18 protein-coding genes and 1 pseudogene are annotated in these 16,305 nt (G+C 64.0%); 9 read left to right on the top strand and 10 right to left on the bottom strand.

Annotation, left to right across the window (positions count from 1 at the left end; all coding sequences use genetic code 11):
- Window positions 1–5: 5 nt before the first annotated feature.
- The 3 genes from AC0L2A_RS20375 to AC0L2A_RS20365 all read right to left on the bottom strand — a co-directional run bounded on the left by AC0L2A_RS20375 (window position 6) and on the right by AC0L2A_RS20365 (window position 3,686).
- The gene (locus AC0L2A_RS20375; protein WP_473610328.1) at window positions 6–1,262 is read right to left on the bottom strand and encodes a sarcosine oxidase subunit beta family protein; all 1,257 of its coding nucleotides are present in this window, start codon (window positions 1,260–1,262) and stop codon (window positions 6–8) included.
- A 9-nt stretch (window positions 1,263–1,271) separates the two neighbouring features.
- Entirely contained in the window at window positions 1,272–2,420 is a 1,149-nt protein-coding gene (locus AC0L2A_RS20370) for a M24 family metallopeptidase (protein ID WP_473610327.1), read from the bottom strand.
- Between the two features lie 75 nt (window positions 2,421–2,495).
- Entirely contained in the window at window positions 2,496–3,686 is a 1,191-nt protein-coding gene (locus tag AC0L2A_RS20365; protein ID WP_473610326.1) for a M24 family metallopeptidase, read from the bottom strand.
- A 216-nt stretch (window positions 3,687–3,902) separates the two neighbouring features.
- Here AC0L2A_RS20365 and ehuB point away from each other — a divergent pair, with 216 nt between their 5' ends.
- Genes ehuB through AC0L2A_RS20340 form a run of 5 tightly spaced genes read left to right on the top strand, consistent with a single transcriptional unit; the run spans window position 3,903 to window position 7,716 of the window.
- Window positions 3,903–4,772 carry an ectoine/hydroxyectoine ABC transporter substrate-binding protein EhuB gene (gene ehuB / locus AC0L2A_RS20360; RefSeq protein WP_023800462.1) on the top strand — a complete coding sequence of 290 codons (870 nt, stop codon included), beginning with the start codon at window positions 3,903–3,905 and terminating at the stop codon, window positions 4,770–4,772.
- A gap of 55 nt (window positions 4,773–4,827) precedes the next feature.
- Window positions 4,828–5,556, top strand: a complete 729-nt coding sequence (gene ehuC / locus AC0L2A_RS20355; RefSeq protein WP_091597301.1) for an ectoine/hydroxyectoine ABC transporter permease subunit EhuC — start codon at window positions 4,828–4,830, stop codon at window positions 5,554–5,556.
- Window positions 5,553–6,212, top strand: a complete 660-nt coding sequence (gene ehuD / locus AC0L2A_RS20350) for an ectoine/hydroxyectoine ABC transporter permease subunit EhuD (RefSeq protein WP_023800464.1) — start codon at window positions 5,553–5,555, stop codon at window positions 6,210–6,212. The genes ehuC and ehuD overlap by 4 nt, the downstream gene beginning before the upstream one ends.
- On the top strand, window positions 6,209–6,988 hold the full coding sequence (gene ehuA, locus AC0L2A_RS20345) for an ectoine/hydroxyectoine ABC transporter ATP-binding protein EhuA (RefSeq protein ID WP_027152502.1): 780 nt from the start codon (window positions 6,209–6,211) through the stop codon (window positions 6,986–6,988). Before ehuD ends, ehuA begins: the two co-directional genes overlap by 4 nt.
- Window positions 6,985–7,716, top strand: coding sequence for a GntR family transcriptional regulator (locus AC0L2A_RS20340; RefSeq protein ID WP_473610324.1), 732 nt, complete (start codon window positions 6,985–6,987; stop codon window positions 7,714–7,716). The genes ehuA and AC0L2A_RS20340 overlap by 4 nt, the downstream gene beginning before the upstream one ends.
- Here the strand turns inward: AC0L2A_RS20340 and AC0L2A_RS20335 are convergent.
- Complete coding sequence (locus AC0L2A_RS20335; RefSeq protein WP_473610323.1) at window positions 7,696–8,016, bottom strand: hypothetical protein; 321 nt, start codon at window positions 8,014–8,016, stop codon at window positions 7,696–7,698. The two genes, AC0L2A_RS20340 and AC0L2A_RS20335, sit on opposite strands and share 21 nt — an antisense overlap.
- Before the next feature lie 126 nt (window positions 8,017–8,142).
- Here AC0L2A_RS20335 and AC0L2A_RS20330 point away from each other — a divergent pair, with 126 nt between their 5' ends.
- Both AC0L2A_RS20330 and AC0L2A_RS20325 read left to right on the top strand, forming a co-directional pair.
- The gene (locus tag AC0L2A_RS20330) at window positions 8,143–9,363 is read left to right on the top strand and encodes a helix-turn-helix domain-containing protein (protein ID WP_473610321.1); all 1,221 of its coding nucleotides are present in this window, start codon (window positions 8,143–8,145) and stop codon (window positions 9,361–9,363) included.
- A 41-nt stretch (window positions 9,364–9,404) separates the two neighbouring features.
- Window positions 9,405–10,055: a Vgb family protein gene (locus AC0L2A_RS20325; RefSeq protein ID WP_473610320.1), complete on the top strand. Its 651-nt coding sequence runs from the start codon at window positions 9,405–9,407 to the stop codon at window positions 10,053–10,055.
- Between the two features lie 87 nt (window positions 10,056–10,142).
- Here AC0L2A_RS20325 and AC0L2A_RS20320 read toward each other — a convergent pair whose 3' ends face one another.
- From AC0L2A_RS20320 to AC0L2A_RS20310, 3 genes are read right to left on the bottom strand one after another with little or no spacing between them, the layout of a single operon-like run.
- Window positions 10,143–10,601, bottom strand: a complete 459-nt coding sequence (locus tag AC0L2A_RS20320) for a MaoC/PaaZ C-terminal domain-containing protein (protein WP_473610319.1) — start codon at window positions 10,599–10,601, stop codon at window positions 10,143–10,145.
- Window position 10,602: 1 nt separating this feature from the next.
- Window positions 10,603–11,679 carry a Gfo/Idh/MocA family protein gene (locus AC0L2A_RS20315; protein ID WP_473610317.1) on the bottom strand — a complete coding sequence of 359 codons (1,077 nt, stop codon included), beginning with the start codon at window positions 11,677–11,679 and terminating at the stop codon, window positions 10,603–10,605.
- Window positions 11,672–12,001, bottom strand: a complete 330-nt coding sequence (locus AC0L2A_RS20310) for an L-rhamnose mutarotase (protein ID WP_473610316.1) — start codon at window positions 11,999–12,001, stop codon at window positions 11,672–11,674. The genes AC0L2A_RS20315 and AC0L2A_RS20310 overlap by 8 nt, the downstream gene beginning before the upstream one ends.
- A 149-nt stretch (window positions 12,002–12,150) precedes the next feature.
- Between AC0L2A_RS20310 and AC0L2A_RS20305 the strand changes: the two genes are divergently transcribed.
- Window positions 12,151–12,942, top strand: a complete 792-nt coding sequence (locus AC0L2A_RS20305; RefSeq protein ID WP_473610314.1) for an IclR family transcriptional regulator — start codon at window positions 12,151–12,153, stop codon at window positions 12,940–12,942.
- 51 nt (window positions 12,943–12,993) lie between these two features.
- The gene (locus tag AC0L2A_RS20300; protein ID WP_473610313.1) at window positions 12,994–13,830 is read left to right on the top strand and encodes an amidohydrolase family protein; all 837 of its coding nucleotides are present in this window, start codon (window positions 12,994–12,996) and stop codon (window positions 13,828–13,830) included.
- 20 nt (window positions 13,831–13,850) lie between these two features.
- Here the strand turns inward: AC0L2A_RS20300 and AC0L2A_RS20295 are convergent, their stop codons facing one another.
- From AC0L2A_RS20295 to AC0L2A_RS20285, 3 genes and pseudogenes are all read right to left on the bottom strand, one after another.
- Window positions 13,851–14,999: an extracellular solute-binding protein gene (locus AC0L2A_RS20295; protein WP_473610312.1), complete on the bottom strand. Its 1,149-nt coding sequence runs from the start codon at window positions 14,997–14,999 to the stop codon at window positions 13,851–13,853.
- On the bottom strand, window positions 14,996–16,156 hold the full coding sequence (locus AC0L2A_RS20290) for a CaiB/BaiF CoA transferase family protein (RefSeq protein ID WP_473610310.1): 1,161 nt from the start codon (window positions 16,154–16,156) through the stop codon (window positions 14,996–14,998). The genes AC0L2A_RS20295 and AC0L2A_RS20290 overlap by 4 nt, the downstream gene beginning before the upstream one ends.
- A 3-nt stretch (window positions 16,157–16,159) precedes the next feature.
- Window positions 16,160–16,299 (bottom strand): annotated as a pseudogene (locus tag AC0L2A_RS20285) (amine oxidase); the annotation flags it as partial.
- Window positions 16,300–16,305: the final 6 nt, after the last annotated feature.

The following is a 16,305-nucleotide window of genomic DNA, read 5'->3' as shown; positions in this document are numbered from 1 at the left end:
GCCTCCTATTGCAGCCAGGCTGAGGGGCCGGCGCCAGCCTCGTCGAGCGTGTGGCCGGTGCGGAAACGATCGAGCCCGTAGGCTGCGATCAACGGGTGCGGCTTGCCGGTGGCGATCGTGTGGGCGAAGCACCAGCCGGAAGCCGGCGTCGCCTTGAAGCCGCCATAGCACCAGCCGCCGTTGAGATAGAGCCCCTCGATCGGCGTCGGGCAGATGATCGGGCTGGCATCGGGCGTCATGTCCATGACGCCGCCCCAATGGCGCAGCAGTCGGATGCGCGAAATGCACGGCATCAGAGCGATCGCCGCCTCCGCCACTTCGCGCACGACGCCCAGATTGCCGCGCTGGGCGTAGGAATTGTAGCCGTCGAGATTGCCGCCGAAGACCAGCCCGCCCTTGTCCGACTGGCTGACGTAGAAATGATCGGCGCCATAGGCGACAACATGGTCCACCAACGGCTTCAGCGGTTCGGTGACAAAGGCCTGCAAGACGTGGCTTTCGATCGGCAGTTCCAGGCCGGCCTTGGCGCCGAGCACGGATGTATGACCGGCAACAGCGAGGCCGACCTTGCCGGCGCCGATCCGGCCTTTCGTCGTTTCGACGCCGACGATCCTGTCGCCGTCGCGGAGGAAGCCTGTCACCTCGCAGTTCTGGATAATGTCGACGCCATGGCCGTCGGCGGCGCGCGCATAGCCCCAGGCGACCGCGTCGTGGCGCGCCGTGCCCGCCCGGCCCTGGAAGATGGCGCCATGGATCGGAAAGCGGGCGGTGTCGGAAAAATCGAGATAGGACACGAGACGGCGCACCTCGTCGCGGTCGAGGATGTCGGCATCGATGCCGTTCAGCCGCATGATGTTGGCGCGGTGGCTGAAGCCGTCGAGCTGGTCGGCGGAATGCGCGGTGACGAGCTGGCCGCGCTGCGAGAACATGACGTTGAAATTCAGCGCCCGCGACATGTTCTCCCAGAGTTTCATCGAGAATTCGTAGAACTGGGTGTTGCCGTCGAGCAGGTAGTTGGAGCGGATGACGGTGGTGTTGCGGCCGACATTGCCGCCGCCGACATAGCCCTTTTCGAGCACCGCGACGTTGCGGATGCCGTGGTTCTCGGCGAGGTAGAAGGCGGTAGCGAGGCCGTGTCCACCGCCGCCGATGACGATCACGTCGTAGGACAGTTTTGGCTCCGCTGCCCGCCAGGCGCGCTGCCAGTTCTTCTGGCCAGACAGCGCGTTGCGGAAAATCGAAAATGCCGAGTAGCGCGCCATCCCTGCGGCCTATCGAACGATCGGGCCGGCCGGCGTGCGGGTAAGCACTTCGGCGCCCGCATCGGTCAGAAGCACGGTGTTGGAGACGAAGTCATCGCCGCGACCGGTGCCCATCAGCCACGACAGGATGTGGAAGCTCATCCCGGTCTCGATTTCGAGATCGGAATCGTGCCTCAAGCCGGTCACCGAATTGCCGCCAGTCCATGATGGCGGCTGTCCGGCGCCGACAAGGTAGCCGCAGTGATGGCGGCGATAATGGGAAAGACCGGCCTCGTCGGCGACGGTCTGCCAGGCGGCGTAGACGTCGCGCGCCCTGGCGCCGGGCCTGAGTGCCTCGACGACGGCATCGAACGCCCTGGCGGTCACCTCCACCATCGCGGCGTCTTCGTCGCTGATATGGCCGATGCGAACGAGCCGGCCGAGCGGCGCGTGATAACGCGAGATGCAGCCGGACAGTTCGACGAAGACCGGCTCGCCCTTGCGGTAGATCCCGTCGCCCCAGGTCGTATGCTCTTCGCCCAGGCGCGCGGCCGGGCGGATGAACGGGCCGAAGCCCGGAGCATGACCGCCGGCGCGGATCATCGCCGCAACGCACTGGGCTGCGACCTCCTGTTCGGAGGCACCGTCCGAGATCGCGGCGATCGCGGCGCCGGCGGCGGCGTCGGTCACTTGTGCCGCCTGACGCATCAGTGCCTGTTCCTCGGCGCTCTTCACTCGCCGCATCCTGTCGACCAGCCCGGAAACATCGCTCCATCTGGCATCGGCCTGCGTCTGGAGTGCGACGGCAAGCCCATGGCTGAGGCCGGCCGTCCAGTATTCGAGGCCGATCCGCTTGCCGGACAGGCTGAGCTCCACAAGCACCCGCGCGGCAAGGTCGGCCGCCGTTTCGCTGTCGGAATGGCCGCGGAATTCCGCTGCCGTCACCTGTTTCTCGATCGTCACCCTTTCCATCGAGCGGGTGACCAGGACAGGTTTCCCTTCGAGCGGGACGATCAGCAGGTGAGGGGCAAAATATCCCCAGTGATCGAGCCCGGTGAGGTAGAAGACGTTCTCCGGCGAAGCAAAGACCGCCGCGTCGAGCTCGCGCTCGGCCAGCGCCGTGCGGACCCTGACAAGGCGGCCGGCGATTTCGGCTTCGGAAAACGGATTACGGTCCATCAGGCGTCCTCGTGCTGGTTACCGGGTTCGTTGCCGGCATGATCTTTCGTCAGTGACCGGCTTCCAGTCCCATGCTCAGTCGATGACGATGAGTTCGCGCGCCACGTCGCAGAGGCGTTCGCCGCCGCGATCCGTGACGACGAAGGATTCCGAGATGGCGATGCCGAAATCGTCGAGCCAAACGCCGGCCATGAAATGGAAGCACATCCCGGACTGCATCCTGGTGGTGTCGCCGGGACGAAGACTTGCGGTGCGTTCGCCCCAATCGGGCGGGTAGGCGAGCCCGACCGGATAGCCGACGCGGCTCTCCTTCTTCAGCCCGTTCTTCCTCAACACTGCCTGCCAGGCGGCTTCCACCTCTTCGGCGGTGTAGCCGGGGCGGGCCTTCTCAAGGCCGGCGTCGACGCCCTCGACGATCGCCTTGGCCATGTCGACGAGGACTTGCGGCGGCTTGCCGAAATGCACGGTCCGCGTCAGCGCCGCATGATAGCGCCGCCGCACCCCGGCGATCTCCAGAATGGCGAGGCCGCTGTCCGGCAGCGGCGCGTCGGACCAGGTCAGATGCGGCGTGCTGGTGCCCTCGCCGACGGGCATCAGCGGACAGATCGCGGCATAGTCGCCGCCCGCTCCGGGCACGCCCGTGATCTGTGCGTGATAGATTTCCGCAATGACATGGTTCTGCGGCACGCCGGGCCGCATTTTTTCGATGCCGCGTTTCATGGCGTGCGTGCAGATCGCACTGGCCTCGCGGATCAGCGCCAGCTCGGCTTCGGATTTGACCAGCCGCGCCCAGTTGACGAGATCGTGGTTGTTGGCGAAGTGCGCGTCAGGCAGCCCGCTGACGAGATGGGCATGGCAGCGCGCGGTGTAATAATGCGCGTCCATCTCGACGCCGATGCGGGCGTTTCCCCAGCCACGCGACCGGATCAGCTGGGCGAGTTCGTCATAGGGGTGTTCGACGGGCTGCTGCACCAGCCGTTCCGAGAACGGCACGATGTTCTTCTCCGGCAGGCCGGTGGTCAGGCGTGCGCTCCTGGCGTCCTGCGCCCTGCCGAACCAGATCGGCCGGTCTTCCCTTAGATGGACGAGCACGCATTGCGGAACATAGAACGACCATCCGTCATAGCCGGTCAGCCAGCACATATTAGCTGGGTCCTGACAGATGATGAGGTCGAAGCCGGCCTTCTCCATGCGTGACTTCACGCCGGCCAGGCGCTGCGCATACTCCGCTTGCGTGAAAGTCCCGAAACCGCTCGCGCTCGCCACCGAAATCCCACCTGCCAGTACGCTGGTTTTTTCTTAAATTGTGCACAACTGGCAATAATGTGTGGTCTGATTACGAATTATTACCAGATTTCTGTAGTTTTTATATCTTAGCTTGCACAATGTCTAGGGTAGTTGTATACGTCTTGACAGGCAGGTGTCGACCTCGAAGAAGGCCGCGCCCGGGAATATCAGTCAGTTGTTCAATGGGAGAAAAGCATGTTCAAATCATCGATATCGCGCCGGATGGTCGTGAAAGCCGCCGCCTGCCTCGCGCTTGCCGCGACATCATTCACGGCGCTGCCCGCTTATGCGGAAACCACCCTCGAACAGGCCAAGAAGGACGGCTATATCCGCGTCGGCTTTGCCAACGAGGCGCCGTTCGGTTACGCCACGCCTGACGGCAAGCTGACCGGCGAAGCGCCGGAAGTTGCCAAGGCGGTACTCGCCAAGATGGGTATCGCGCAGGTTGACGGCGTGCTGACCGAGTTCGGCTCGCTTATCCCAGGTCTCAAGGCCGGCCGCTTCGATATCATCGCCGCCGGCATGTTCATCAATCCGAAGCGCTGCGCCGAGATCAATTTTTCCGAGCCGTCCTACGGCATCGGTCAGGCCATGCTGGTGGCAAAAGGCAATCCGAAGGGCGTGAAGGACTTTTCCAGCATCAAGGAAAACCCGGATCTCAAGCTCGCCGTGATGGCCGGCGCCGTCGAGGGCGGCTATGCCAAGGACGCTGGTGTCGCCGCCGGGCAGATCGTTGCCTTGCCCGACCAGTCCAGTCTGGTCGCCGCCGTCCAGTCGGGCCGTGCCGACGCTGCCGCGCTAACCGCTCTTTCGATCGCCGACATGGCCAAGAAGGCCGACGGCGTCGAATCGACCAAGCCGTTCGGCGAGGTTGCCGGCAAGTCGGTGAAAGGCCATGGCGGCTTCGGCTTCCGCAAGGAAGATACCGACCTGCAGGAGGCGTTCAACGCCGAGCTGAAGACGTTCCTCGGTTCGCCGGAGCACATCGCGCTGGTCGAGCCGCTCGGCTTCGGCAAGGACTACCTGCCCAACAAGACCACCGCGGAGCTTTGCGCGGGCAAATAGGTTCCCAACTGCTGGCGGCGCGAAAGCGCCGCCCCTTTTTCCTGGGGGAATCCGCATGGGAATCCGTACGCTCGTTGCCATGCTGGTCGTCGCGCTTGTCGTGATCGGTGCCTTGGCAACGCAGGAATCTTACAAAGTGTTTATGCCGGGGCTGCTGCAAGGCGCGGTCCTGACGATCGAGATCGCTATCCTCGGCAGCCTGCTGGCAATCGTCATGGGCGTGCTGGCGGCGCTGGCAAGGATGTATGGCCCGGCGCCGCTCAAATGGCTGGCCACGGTCTATGTCGAGATCTTCCGCGGCACCTCGGCGCTGGTGCAATTGTTTTGGCTGTTTTTCGTGCTGCCGCAATTCGGTGTCACGCTCAACGCATTTCTGGTTGCTGTCCTGGCGCTCGGCCTGAACGTTGGTGCTTACGGATCGGAAGTCGTGCGCGGCGCGATCCAGTCCGTCGCCCGCGGACAGTGGGAGGCGTCTACCGCATTGAACATGAGCCGCCCCCAGATGCTGCGCCGGATCATCCTGCCGCAGGCTTTCGTCGCCATGATCCCGCCTTGGGGCAATCTGTTCATCGAGCTTTTGAAATCGACAGCGCTGGTCTCACTGATCACGCTCTCGGACCTCGCCTTCAAGGCGCAGCAAATGAACCAGAACACGTTCAAGACCATTCCGATCTTCACCCTCGTCCTGCTGATGTACCTGGCAATGTCGCTGGTCGTGACCATCGGCATGCGGCTTCTCGAAAGGCGGGCTTCGCTCGGATTGGCGCGGGGGAAGGCAGCATGATCTGGGACTGGGCATTTGCTTTTGAAATCCTGCCGGTGCTCGCCAGCGCTGCCATCGTTTCCATCGAGGCGACGCTGATCGGGTTTGCGCTTGCCGCCTCGCTTGGCCTGGTGCTGGCGGTGGTCCGCATCGCCGTGCCGTGGACCGGCTGGACGATTTCGGTGCTGGTCGAACTGATCCGGTCGACCCCGTTGCTGATCCAGATATTCTTTCTCTATTTCGTCTTTCCGAAATTCGGTGTCGTGCTCGACGCCTTCACCGCCGGGGTGCTTGCCATCGGTATCCACTACGCTGCCTATTGTTCCGAGGTCTATCGCGCCGGTTTCGACAACATCCATCGCGGCCAGTGGGAAGCCTCGGTCGCCCTCAATCTGTCAGCCTGGACGACGTTCCGCGACATCATCATTCCGCAGGCGATCCCGCCGATCGTTCCGGCGCTCGGCAACTATCTGGTTGCCTTGTTCAAGGAGACGCCATTGCTTTCCGCAATCGCCGTGCTGGAGCTGATGCAGACCGCCAAGATCATCGGCTCCGAAACCTTCCGCTACACTGAGCCGATGACGCTGGTCGGCCTGTTCTTCCTTGCCATGAGCCTGGTTTCTGCCGCGCTCATTCGCTCCCTCGAAGGCTTGCTCAACCGGAGGACCATGCGATGACGGAACAACCGATGGTCCGCTTCGACAATGTTTCGAAACGCTACGGCGCGCTGACCGTTCTCGACGGGCTCAATCTGGACATAGCACGCGGCGAGAAGGTTTCCATCATCGGGCCGTCCGGCTCCGGCAAGACCACGGTGCTGCGCATGCTGATGACGCTGGAGACGATCAATGACGGCGTCATCTGGGTCGAAGGCGAGCCGCTCACCCACATGGAGAGGAACGGCAAGCTTGTTCCCGCCGATCTCGCGCACATCCGCAAGATCCGCGCCAAGATCGGCATGGTGTTCCAGTCGTTCAACCTGTTCCCGCACATGACGGCGATGCAGAACTGCATCGAGGCGCCGATAACCGTGCTCGGCATGAAGCGGGCCGATGCCGAGGCGCGTGCGGCCGAGCTGCTCGACATGGTCGGCCTGTCGGAGAAGAAGGACCACTATCCCTCGCAGCTTTCCGGCGGCCAGCAGCAGCGTGTCGCCATCGCCCGCGCTTGCGCCATGCGGCCCAAGATCATGCTGTTCGACGAGGTGACCTCGGCACTCGACCCCGAACTCGTCGGCGAGGTGCTTGAAGTCATCCGAAAACTCGGCAGGGAACATGACCTCACCATGCTGATGGTCACCCACCAGATGGGATTTGCCAAGGAATTCTCCGATCGCGTCTGCTTTTTCCATGCCGGCAAGATCTGCGAGCAGGGGCCGCCAAACGAGTTGTTCGGCGCCCCCAAGAACGAGCGGACGCGGCAGTTCCTGCACGCTGTCCTGGAGGCTGGATGACGCTTGAGACGGATGCCGCGCCCCTGGCCGCGACCGCCGCGCCGCCGCGCCCGCTCTCGGCGCGGGAGCGGTTCGAGCGTATCTACCGGATATTGCGCGACCGCATCTGCCTGCTCGACTATACGCCCGGCAGCCATCTCTCCGAGGAAGAGCTTGCCCAGGAATTCCAGATCAGCCGCACGCCGGTTCGCCGTGTCCTGGCGCGCCTCGAATCCGAGGGTCTGGTTCAATCCGTCCATGGCGTCGGCACGATCGTCACCGACGTCGACATCGAGGAATTGCAGCAGGTCTATCACTTGCGCCTGGAGCTGGCGCTCCTCGTCGGCAAGCTTTCGCCGATCCCGCGCACGGCGGACGACCTCGACCGGATAAGGGCACTCATCGCGCGCTGCGATTCCGATGTGCTCAATCCCGACCAGCGCGCTTTCCTGCGCCTCAACATGGATTTTTTCTACGAGCTCACCGCGATGACCGGCAACCAGCCGCTGCGCGAGATCAGCGAGCGCCTGTATTTTCAGGTCGCGCGCGTCGTCCTGAAGATGATGCCGCAGTTGGGCTTGGTCGAGGAGTTCACTGCGTTCCGCCGCGAAATGGAAGAGGTGCTTGCCGCCGCCGAGATCGGCGACTGGGAGTCGATCGGGCACATCAGGCGAGCCCATATCTCGATGAGCTTTCGCCGCATGATGCGTCATGCAGGCGAGGTCAACCTATCCGGCGGAACTCTGTAATTCTCGTTTGACCTGGCGCACGCCCGGGTCACGACCGGTGGGCACCGCTTCGTCGGCCGGCGACCAGCTTCGCCAGGGCGCAAAATGGAAGGCGCTCATCAGCAGGTACATCATCGCCATTTCGTTCAGCGGCGACGCATCTTGCGCCGCGCAGATCATGTCGGCATCACCGGTAACGGCCGTCAGCAGCGCCATGATTGCGAAGGTGGGCGCGGCCGCCAGCGATAGCCAGTCGGCCGCGCCACGGGCGGCGACTTCGTCGCTTGGGAAATCGGCAGATCCGCTGCCTTCGGGCGGCATCTTCTGGTCGGGGTGGAGTGTCATCGAGACGTCATCCCTTTTCGACACGGCGCGCTGGTTGTTGGTGCTGAGATAGATTAGGACCGGACATCGAAAGGTGAGAGTGACAAGTGTGACGGGATTCCGATGGACTCGCTGATCACCGCTGCGGCGCGCGCCCTTGCGACGGGTGATCCCCTTGGCGCTTTGAAGCGGGTCGCCCTGCGTGAGGATGCGCCTGCGCTTGCGCTGCGCGGCATTGCAATGGCGCAGCTCGGCGATCTCGCCCGAGCAAAGGCTCTCCTCAAAAGTGCTGCGCGCGCCTTCGGTCCGAAAGAGGCAGTGGCCCGCGCGAGGTGCGTCGTCGCCGAAGCCGAAATCGCGCTCGTCTCGCGCGACCTCGGCTGGCCGGCGAAGGCACTCGACGCCGCGCGGTCGACGCTTGAGAAGCACGGCGACCACGTCAATGCCGCGCATGCGCGCAATCTCGAAGCGCGGCGCCTGCTCCTGATCGGACGCCTCGATGAGGCCGAGAGCAGGCTCGCCGGCTTCGACCCGACGACGCTCCCACCCGCGTCGAGGGCCGCCCACGAGCTGGTGATTGCGGGGGTCGCGCTACGCCGCCTCCGCACCAAGGCGGCGCGCGCTGCGCTCGGGCGGGCCGCGCACGCGGCGGGCCAGGCGGACATTCCAGCGCTGACGGCCGAGGTTGAAGGCGCATCCCTGGTGATGAACACGCCCGCGGCGCGGCTGATCGCGCGCGGGGTGGAGCGCCCGCTCCTGCTCGAGGAGGTCGAAGCGCTGCTGGCGTCGGGGGCGCTCGTCGTCGACGCCTGCCGCAATGTCGTGCGGGACGCCGGCACGATCGTCTCGCTCGCGACGCGCCCGGTCCTGTTCGCGCTTGCGCGTGCGCTGGGCGAAGCCTGGCCCGCAGACGTGCCGCGGAGCACGCTCGTCGCACGCGCCTTCGGCGGCAAGCACGCCGATGAATCGCATCGCGCCCGGTTGCGGGTCGAAGTCGGTCGGCTTCGGGTGGAGTTGCGGTCACTGGCGGATGTGAGCGCGACCAAGCGAGGCTTTGCGCTTAAGCCGCGCCGCCCACGCGATGTCGTGGTGCTGGCGCCGCCCGCCGACGAGCCGCATGCAGCGGTGCTCGCCTTCCTCGCCGACGGCGAGTCGTGGTCGAGCTCGGCGCTCGCAATTGCGCTCGGAGCCAGCTCGCGCACCGTGCAGCGCTCGCTCGAGCAGCTTGCGGCAGCAGGCAAGGTGCAGTCCTTCGGCCGCGGGCGAGCGCGCCGTTGGATGACCCCGCCGGTGCCGGGATTCCCGACAATCTTGTTACTCCCCGGCTCACTGTCGGGTTACTAGTGTCATGGACAATTCAACAGATCTGAGCCTGGAGCAGAAGCATGAAACGATCTGCAGCTGAAGTCCTCCGCGAATATGGACCCTTTCCGGGTGTCGACCAGGTGGCTGGGGTTACATTCGACGGTCAGCAGGTCTGGTTTGCGTCAGGAGACAGGCTGAACGCCTTGGATCCTGCGAGCGGCAATGTGGTGCGCGCGATCGATGTCGCCGCGCACGCAGGAACGGCCTTCGACAGCCAGCACCTGTTCCAGATCGCCGAAGATCGCATTCAGAAGATCGATCCCAACACTGGCCGCGTGCTCGCCACGATTCCGGCGCCAGGTGGCGGCGGCGACTCCGGACTCGCCTGGGCCGAAGGCTCACTTTGGGTGGGGCAGAATCGCGGTCGCAAAATCCATCAGATAGACCCCCAGACAGGGGCAGTTCTTCGCACAATCGATTCCAACCGTATCGTCACAGGGGTCACCTGGATCGACGGCGAACTCTGGCACGGCACCTGGGAAGGTGACGAGAGCGACGTCAGGCGGATAGATCCTGAAACCGGAAAGGTCCTGGAGAAGCTTGAGATGCCGCCTGGAACAGGCGTGTCGGGGCTCGAGTCCGATGGTGGCGATCAGTTCTTCTGCGGCGGTGGAAACAGCGGCAAGGTGAGAGCCATCCGCCGACCCAGGCGAGGCTCCACGAGCAGTTAACCGAAGCGGCTCGCGGGCCCGCTTTCCGCTTTGACGAACCGTCCGCCGGAGCGGCCATCAACGTGGCGGACCGGATCGTTGGAGCCCTTAAGCGCTGCTGGGCTTGGCGCGGCGTTCGACGATGTAGATGTGGTCGGCCACCAGGACCACATCGCCATGCTGGTTGATCACCTCGCAGCGCTCGATGACGCGACCCGACTCCGGCCGCTTTGGGTCGTCTTGCTTGGCCGAGATGGTGGTGCGAGTCTTGATCGTATCGCCGATGAACACCGGCTTGATGAAGCGCAACCTGTCATAGCCATAGGAGAACGCGACCGGGTTGATGGCGCTTGCCGTCAGTCCGACGCCGACCGAGAAGACCAGCGTGCCATGGGCGATGCGCTGGCCGAACGGCGTCGTCTTCATGAACTCGGCGTCCATGTGGTGAGGGAAGAAATCGCCGGTATGGCCGGCATGCACGACGAAGTCGGTCTCGGTGATAGTGCGCCCGCTGGTCATGCGCGACGAGCCGATCTGGTAGTCCTCGAAATAGACAGTCTGCTCCATGTCAGGGCCTCGCCGCGATCGGTGTTGCCGGCGCCGCGCTCGATTGGTACGCGGCCTCGACCAGCGCCATGGTGCTCCAGGCGTCCTCGACGGAACTGACAAGCTCGGCGTCTTCGCCTGATGCGTAGCGTTGGACATTGGCCATGCGGCCGACGAATGCGTCCGGAAACCATTCGCCGACGAGCGGCACCGTGACCCAGTCTGAGCCGCCCCTGGGACAAATTTCAAGGACATCGGGCGCGCCGCGCGGATAGTCGAGGTTGAGCCCGAGCTTGAGATAGGCGGCGCCCTCGGTTCCGCAGATGCGGAACTCGCAGGCCTGGTGTTTTCGGCCAAATTTATGATCATGATTGATCGACAGCGCACAGCGAACTGTGTCGCCATAGTCGAGGATCGCGCTGGTGCGCGTTTGAGCAACCTTATGGCCGGGATGACCGAGCGTCTTGGCGTGAATCCCCCTGGGATCGCCGAGCAATTGCCGGATCAGGTCGAGATAATGAATCGAATGCATGGCGATCTCGACGCGCGGCGCCTTCAGCAGGAATTCCCACAGCTGCCAGGGTGTCGCCAGCGCCAGCCAGGCGTCGAAGTCGACGACGTCGCCCAGCCAGCCCCTGGCGATCGCATCCTTCAGCGCCAGCATCATCGGCGCGAAGCGAAGCTGGAAATTCACCGCCGCTTTCAGATTTTTGGCGCGGCAGATTTCGAGGATCTCGGTGGCCTCGCTGAGGTCGCTGCCCATCGGCTTCTGGATCAGCGCTACGGCGCCGTCGGGCAGCGCCCTGAGCACACCGGCATGATGAGCCGGCGGCGTCGCCAGGTCGAAGATGACGCCGTCGATTGACGCAGCCTCCTCGATCGACCGGTAAGCGGTGACGCCCCAGTTGGCCGCGAGTTTTTCCGCCTTGGCGTGGTCTGGATCGAAAAGCCCGGCGACCGGAAAGCCGGCTTTCCGATAGGCCGGGAAATGCGCGTCGCCGACGATCGAGCCGGCGCCGAAAATCACGATCGGCCGCGGCTTCGATGGCTTCGCCCAGGACTGGGAGAGCGAGGCTGGGTCGAAAACGCCATCAGTCATGATGGAAGACTTCGTCCATCGATGCCCACCATTCGCCCTCCTTGCGGGTCGGCAGCGGCTCCTGGCAAGGCATGCACAGCGCCCACCATTCCTGCGTCTTGGGCTCGGCGGCCATCTTCGCCATGTCGGCGGCATAGTCGGTGCCGTGGTACTCGAATGTGCTGAACAAGAGGTGCTCCGGCTCCTTGAGATAGATCGAATAGTTCCTGATGTTGCAGGCGGAAATCATCGCCAGCACTTCGGGCCAGACGGCTGCGTGAAGCCGCACATATTCGGTGACCTTTTCCGGCTTGAGGCCGAGCACCATTGCCATCCGCTGCATGTCCGGCTCCTGTTTCACTATCGTCGTTATGAATGCCGCGATGCGTTGCGTTGCACCGGCGGTGATCTGCCCACTATTTACATACAAACAAATAATTTACACAATCACCAAGCCGATGGTCCTTCGGATGCTGACCACGGGGAGTGACTATGGCGGAGGACGAGGACGATGACCGCTATCGCGCGCCGGCGCTCGACAAGGGTCTCGACATCCTTGAGCTTCTGGCCTGCGTCGATGGCGGCCTGACCCAGGCGGAAATCGCCAAGAAGCTCGACCGCAGCCCGAACGAGTTCTACCGCATGTTGGACCGGCTGGTGCGGCGCGGCTACGTCACGCGGCCGGATGGCGACCGTTACTCGCTGACGCTCAAGCTGTTTGGCCTGGCGCATCTGCACGCGCCGGTGCGGCGGCTGGTTTCCTATGCGACGCCGCTGATGCGCGAACTTGCCGAGACCTCGCAGCAGTCAAACCAGCTTGTCGTCTTCGACCGCGGTTCTGCCGTGGTGATCGCCCAGCAGGAGGCGCCGGACTATTGGGGCATCTCGATTCGCGTCGGCGCGCATGTCAGCCTGTTCGACACCGGCTCCGGACATGTGCTGCTGGCGTTCCGCTCGCCGGAAGAGCGGCGGATGATGATCTCCGAACATCTGCGCAGCGCCCACAAGCCGCCTCAATCGCTGGACTTCTTTGCCCGTCTCGACCAGATCCGACAACGCGGCTATGAAATGATGGCATCGATGCAGACCGCCGGTGTGTTCAACCTGTCGGCACCCGTGCTTGGCTCGGACGGTAGGGCGATCGCCGCGCTGTCGATCCCCTACATAACCCTGATCAACGCACCCAGGGCGCCCGACATTACGAGGACCATAGAACTGTTGCTGGCAGCGGCCGAAAAGCTGTCGCAACTGGCGGGAGCCGCTGCCAAGCAGGCGACTGATTGAACAATTTCTGCGTGAGATGATTTTGAAACGGCGAAGGAGGAGCGCGCAATCATGATCTTCGATACCCATCTGCATCTGATCGACCAGTCGGCGTTGCGCTATCCTTGGCTCTCCGGCGTGCCGGCGCTGAACCGCGATTTCCCCTACGACGAATATGCAGTCCAGGCTCGCCGCGCCGGCATAGAGGGCGCGTTGCACATGGAGGTCGATGTCGATCCAGCCGATATCGAGGCTGAGACCAGTCACGTAAAGGCGCTGTCACACCAGAAGGACAGCTTGCTGCGCGGGGCAATAGCCTCCTGCCGTCCGGAAGAGCCGGGCTTTGCCGCCTATCTCGAGCGCCAGCGCGCCGATCCTTTCGTCAGGGGTTTTCGCCGTGTGCTCCACGTCGTGCCGGACGAGCTTTCGGAAGGCGCGCTGTTTCGCGAAAACATCAAGCGGCTTGCCGGCACCAAACTGACCTTCGACCTCGTCGTCCTGCCGCATCAGATCCGCAAGGCGATTGCGCTTGCCGACCTCGCGCCGGACGTGCAGTTCGTGCTCGACCATTGCGGCGTGCCCGACATCAAGGGCAGCAGTGAGCATCCCTGGCGCGAGCATATGGCGGAGATCGCGCGGCGCCCGAACGTCGTCGGCAAAATTTCCGGTGTGGTCGCCTATGCGGACGCTGGATCCTGGACTGTCGAAACGCTGCGTTCCTATGTCGAGCACACCATCCAATGCTTTGGCTGGGACCGGGTCGTGTGGGGCAGCGACTGGCCGGTCTGCACGCTTGGCGGCGGACTAGCCACCTGGATTGCGGCGACGCATGCGCTGCTTGCCGGAGCAAGCGTCGATGAACGGCAAAAGCTGCTCTCCGCCAATGCGAAGCGGCTCTGGAATTTGTAGAGAAGTTAGCGAACTCTGCCTCATCTCAGCGCCGGGTGCCGGAGACTCTTCACAAACAGGCGATTGAGATCGGCGACGACGCGGCCGGCATCGTGCCTTTCGGTCAGGCCGAGATTGATACGATCGGAGGCCGCCTGCTGGAAGGCCATGTAGCCATCCTGGCGTGGCCTGACCCAGGCCCTCTCGAGCGTGGCGCGGGTGTCCTTGTAGAAATTGCCGGCGGCTGCGTTGACGGCGGCATCGTCCCAGGCTGCGGCATGGCCGGGCTGGCCGCCGGCCGACGCATAGGGGCCGCGCTGCACCTCGCCGCTGGCGATCCAATAGGCAAAGTCGATGGCCTCTTGCGTGGCCTTCGAAAAGGCCGACACGGCAATGCCGGTTCCGCCGAGCGCCGACCCGACTACACCGGCGTCGCCGGCAGGCGGAATGTCGGCGAAGGCAAGGCGGCTGCTGTGGAATCCGGCGATGGCATAGGAAACGTAGCCGTAGATCAGCGGCGCGCAGGCGATCCGCGTGCCGGAGCTGGCCATCTCCTCCAGGACGCCGATCGGGTCCATGCCAAGGCAGGTCGGATCGACGAGAGCCGCGATCTCGCGCATCATCTCGAAAACGCGGCCGCCGATGTCAGGGTTTATGTGGTCGCCAGGCTCTTCGACGGCGGGCCTGCCGAGATTGCCGGCAAGCGTGTAGAACACCATCAGCGAATGCGGCGGCCTGAGCGGCAGCAACGCGCGGCCTTGCCGCGCCAGGTCGAGCACCTCGGACCAGTTCGCCGGCGCGGCGGAAAGCATGTCCGGCCGCCACGCCTGCACCTGGCTGGCCGTGTCGATCGGAAACGCCCACTGCCGGCCTTGCCAGTTGTAGCTAGGATAGGACTGGCCGACGCTGCCTGCCGCCAGTGCCGCGCGTTCCTCTTCACGCCCCACAATGTCGAGCGGCGCCAGACAAGTCTCGGCGGTGATCTGGCCGACATGCGGATGATCGATGACGATCAAATCGTAGGCACGGGCCAGGTCCTCGACCGGAAACGATTCGAAATCCTGCAGCGAGCGCTTGTCCCATTCGATGGTGACGCCGGTCTGCTGCTTCCACAGTCCCGAACAGGCGACCATCGGATCGTAGCCGCGCGGATGGCTCCAGGTCATGCCTTTGAGCGTCACGTCGCTCACAGCCCGAATTCTTCGCGGATCTTTGCGCTGTGCTCGCCGATGCGCGGCGCCGCCCGCTCGACCTTGGCGCGGACGCCATCGACCCGCAGCGGCGAACGCGTGGTGAGGATCGAGACGTGATCCTCGCGCGTCACGGTCTGCAGCATGTCGAGCACCTGAAAACCTTCGCTGGCCATCATTTCCGGCCAGGTCAGCACCTTGGCGCACCAGATGTCGGCGGGCTCGAGGATGGCAAGCCAATCGTCAACGGTTTTCGTCGCGATTTTTTGCGCAATGATCGCCTTGATCTCGTCGCGGGCGGTGAACCAGGTCGACGGCTGATCGCGATAGGGCGCAAGCTGTTCGAGTGCCAAAAGGTCGGCCAGCTTCGGGATCGGCGTCATGGCAATCGCCAGATAGCCGTCCTTGGCCGGATAGACGCCGTAAGGCGCCGACAGATAGGCATGGGCGCTGCGGAACGCCGATCGCCGTGGCAGGCGGCGTCCGTCATTGAGATGCGTGGTCAGCACCTCGAACTGGAAGTCGACCAGCGCTTCGAGCAGGCTGGTCTCGACATGACTGCCGGTGCCGGTCAGGCCGCGCCGCACCAGTGCGGCAAGGATGCCTTGCGCGGCGGCGGCGCCTGCCAGCATGTCGGCAATCGCCAGGCCGAAGGGCACCGGACCCTGGTCCTCGTCGCCGTTCAGCCACATCACGCCGGAACGCGCCTGCGCCAGCAGATCCTGCCCGGGGCGCTTGACCCAGGGGCCTTCTTCGCCATAGCCGCTGATCGAGGCATAGACCAGGCGTGGATTGATCTTGCGCACCGCCTCGTAGTCAAGGCCAAGGCGCTCGATGACGCCGGGCCGGAAGTTCTGGATCAGCACGTCGGCCTTGGCCAGCAGGCCGCGCAGCGCCGCCAGATCGGCCGCTTCCTTGAGGTCGATGGCAAAGCTTTCCTTGGCCCGGTTGATGGCGTGGAAGATGGTGGAATCGCCGCCGATCTCGGTGTCGCTGAGATAGAGTCGGCGCGACAGGTCACCGCCATCGGGGCGCTCGATCTTGATGACGCGGGCGCCGAGGTCGAGCAGCCGCAGCGAACAGTAGGGCCCGGACAGGAACTGGCTCATGTCGACGACGACGAGCCCGGTCAGCGGCAATTCGGCAATGGCAGCCATCGCCTATGTCTCCGTCTTGCCGGCGAAATCGGCCGGATTCCGGCACTTCACCGTCTGCAGGAGCTGGCAATAAAGCACGAGCTCTCCTTCACTCTTGAAGACCTCATAGCTGGCGCGGATCAGCCCATCTCCTTGTATTGAGGTTTTGT

Source organism: Mesorhizobium sp. WSM4844, assembly GCF_055811775.1.
This window is presented reverse-complemented; position numbering and strand designations above follow the sequence as displayed.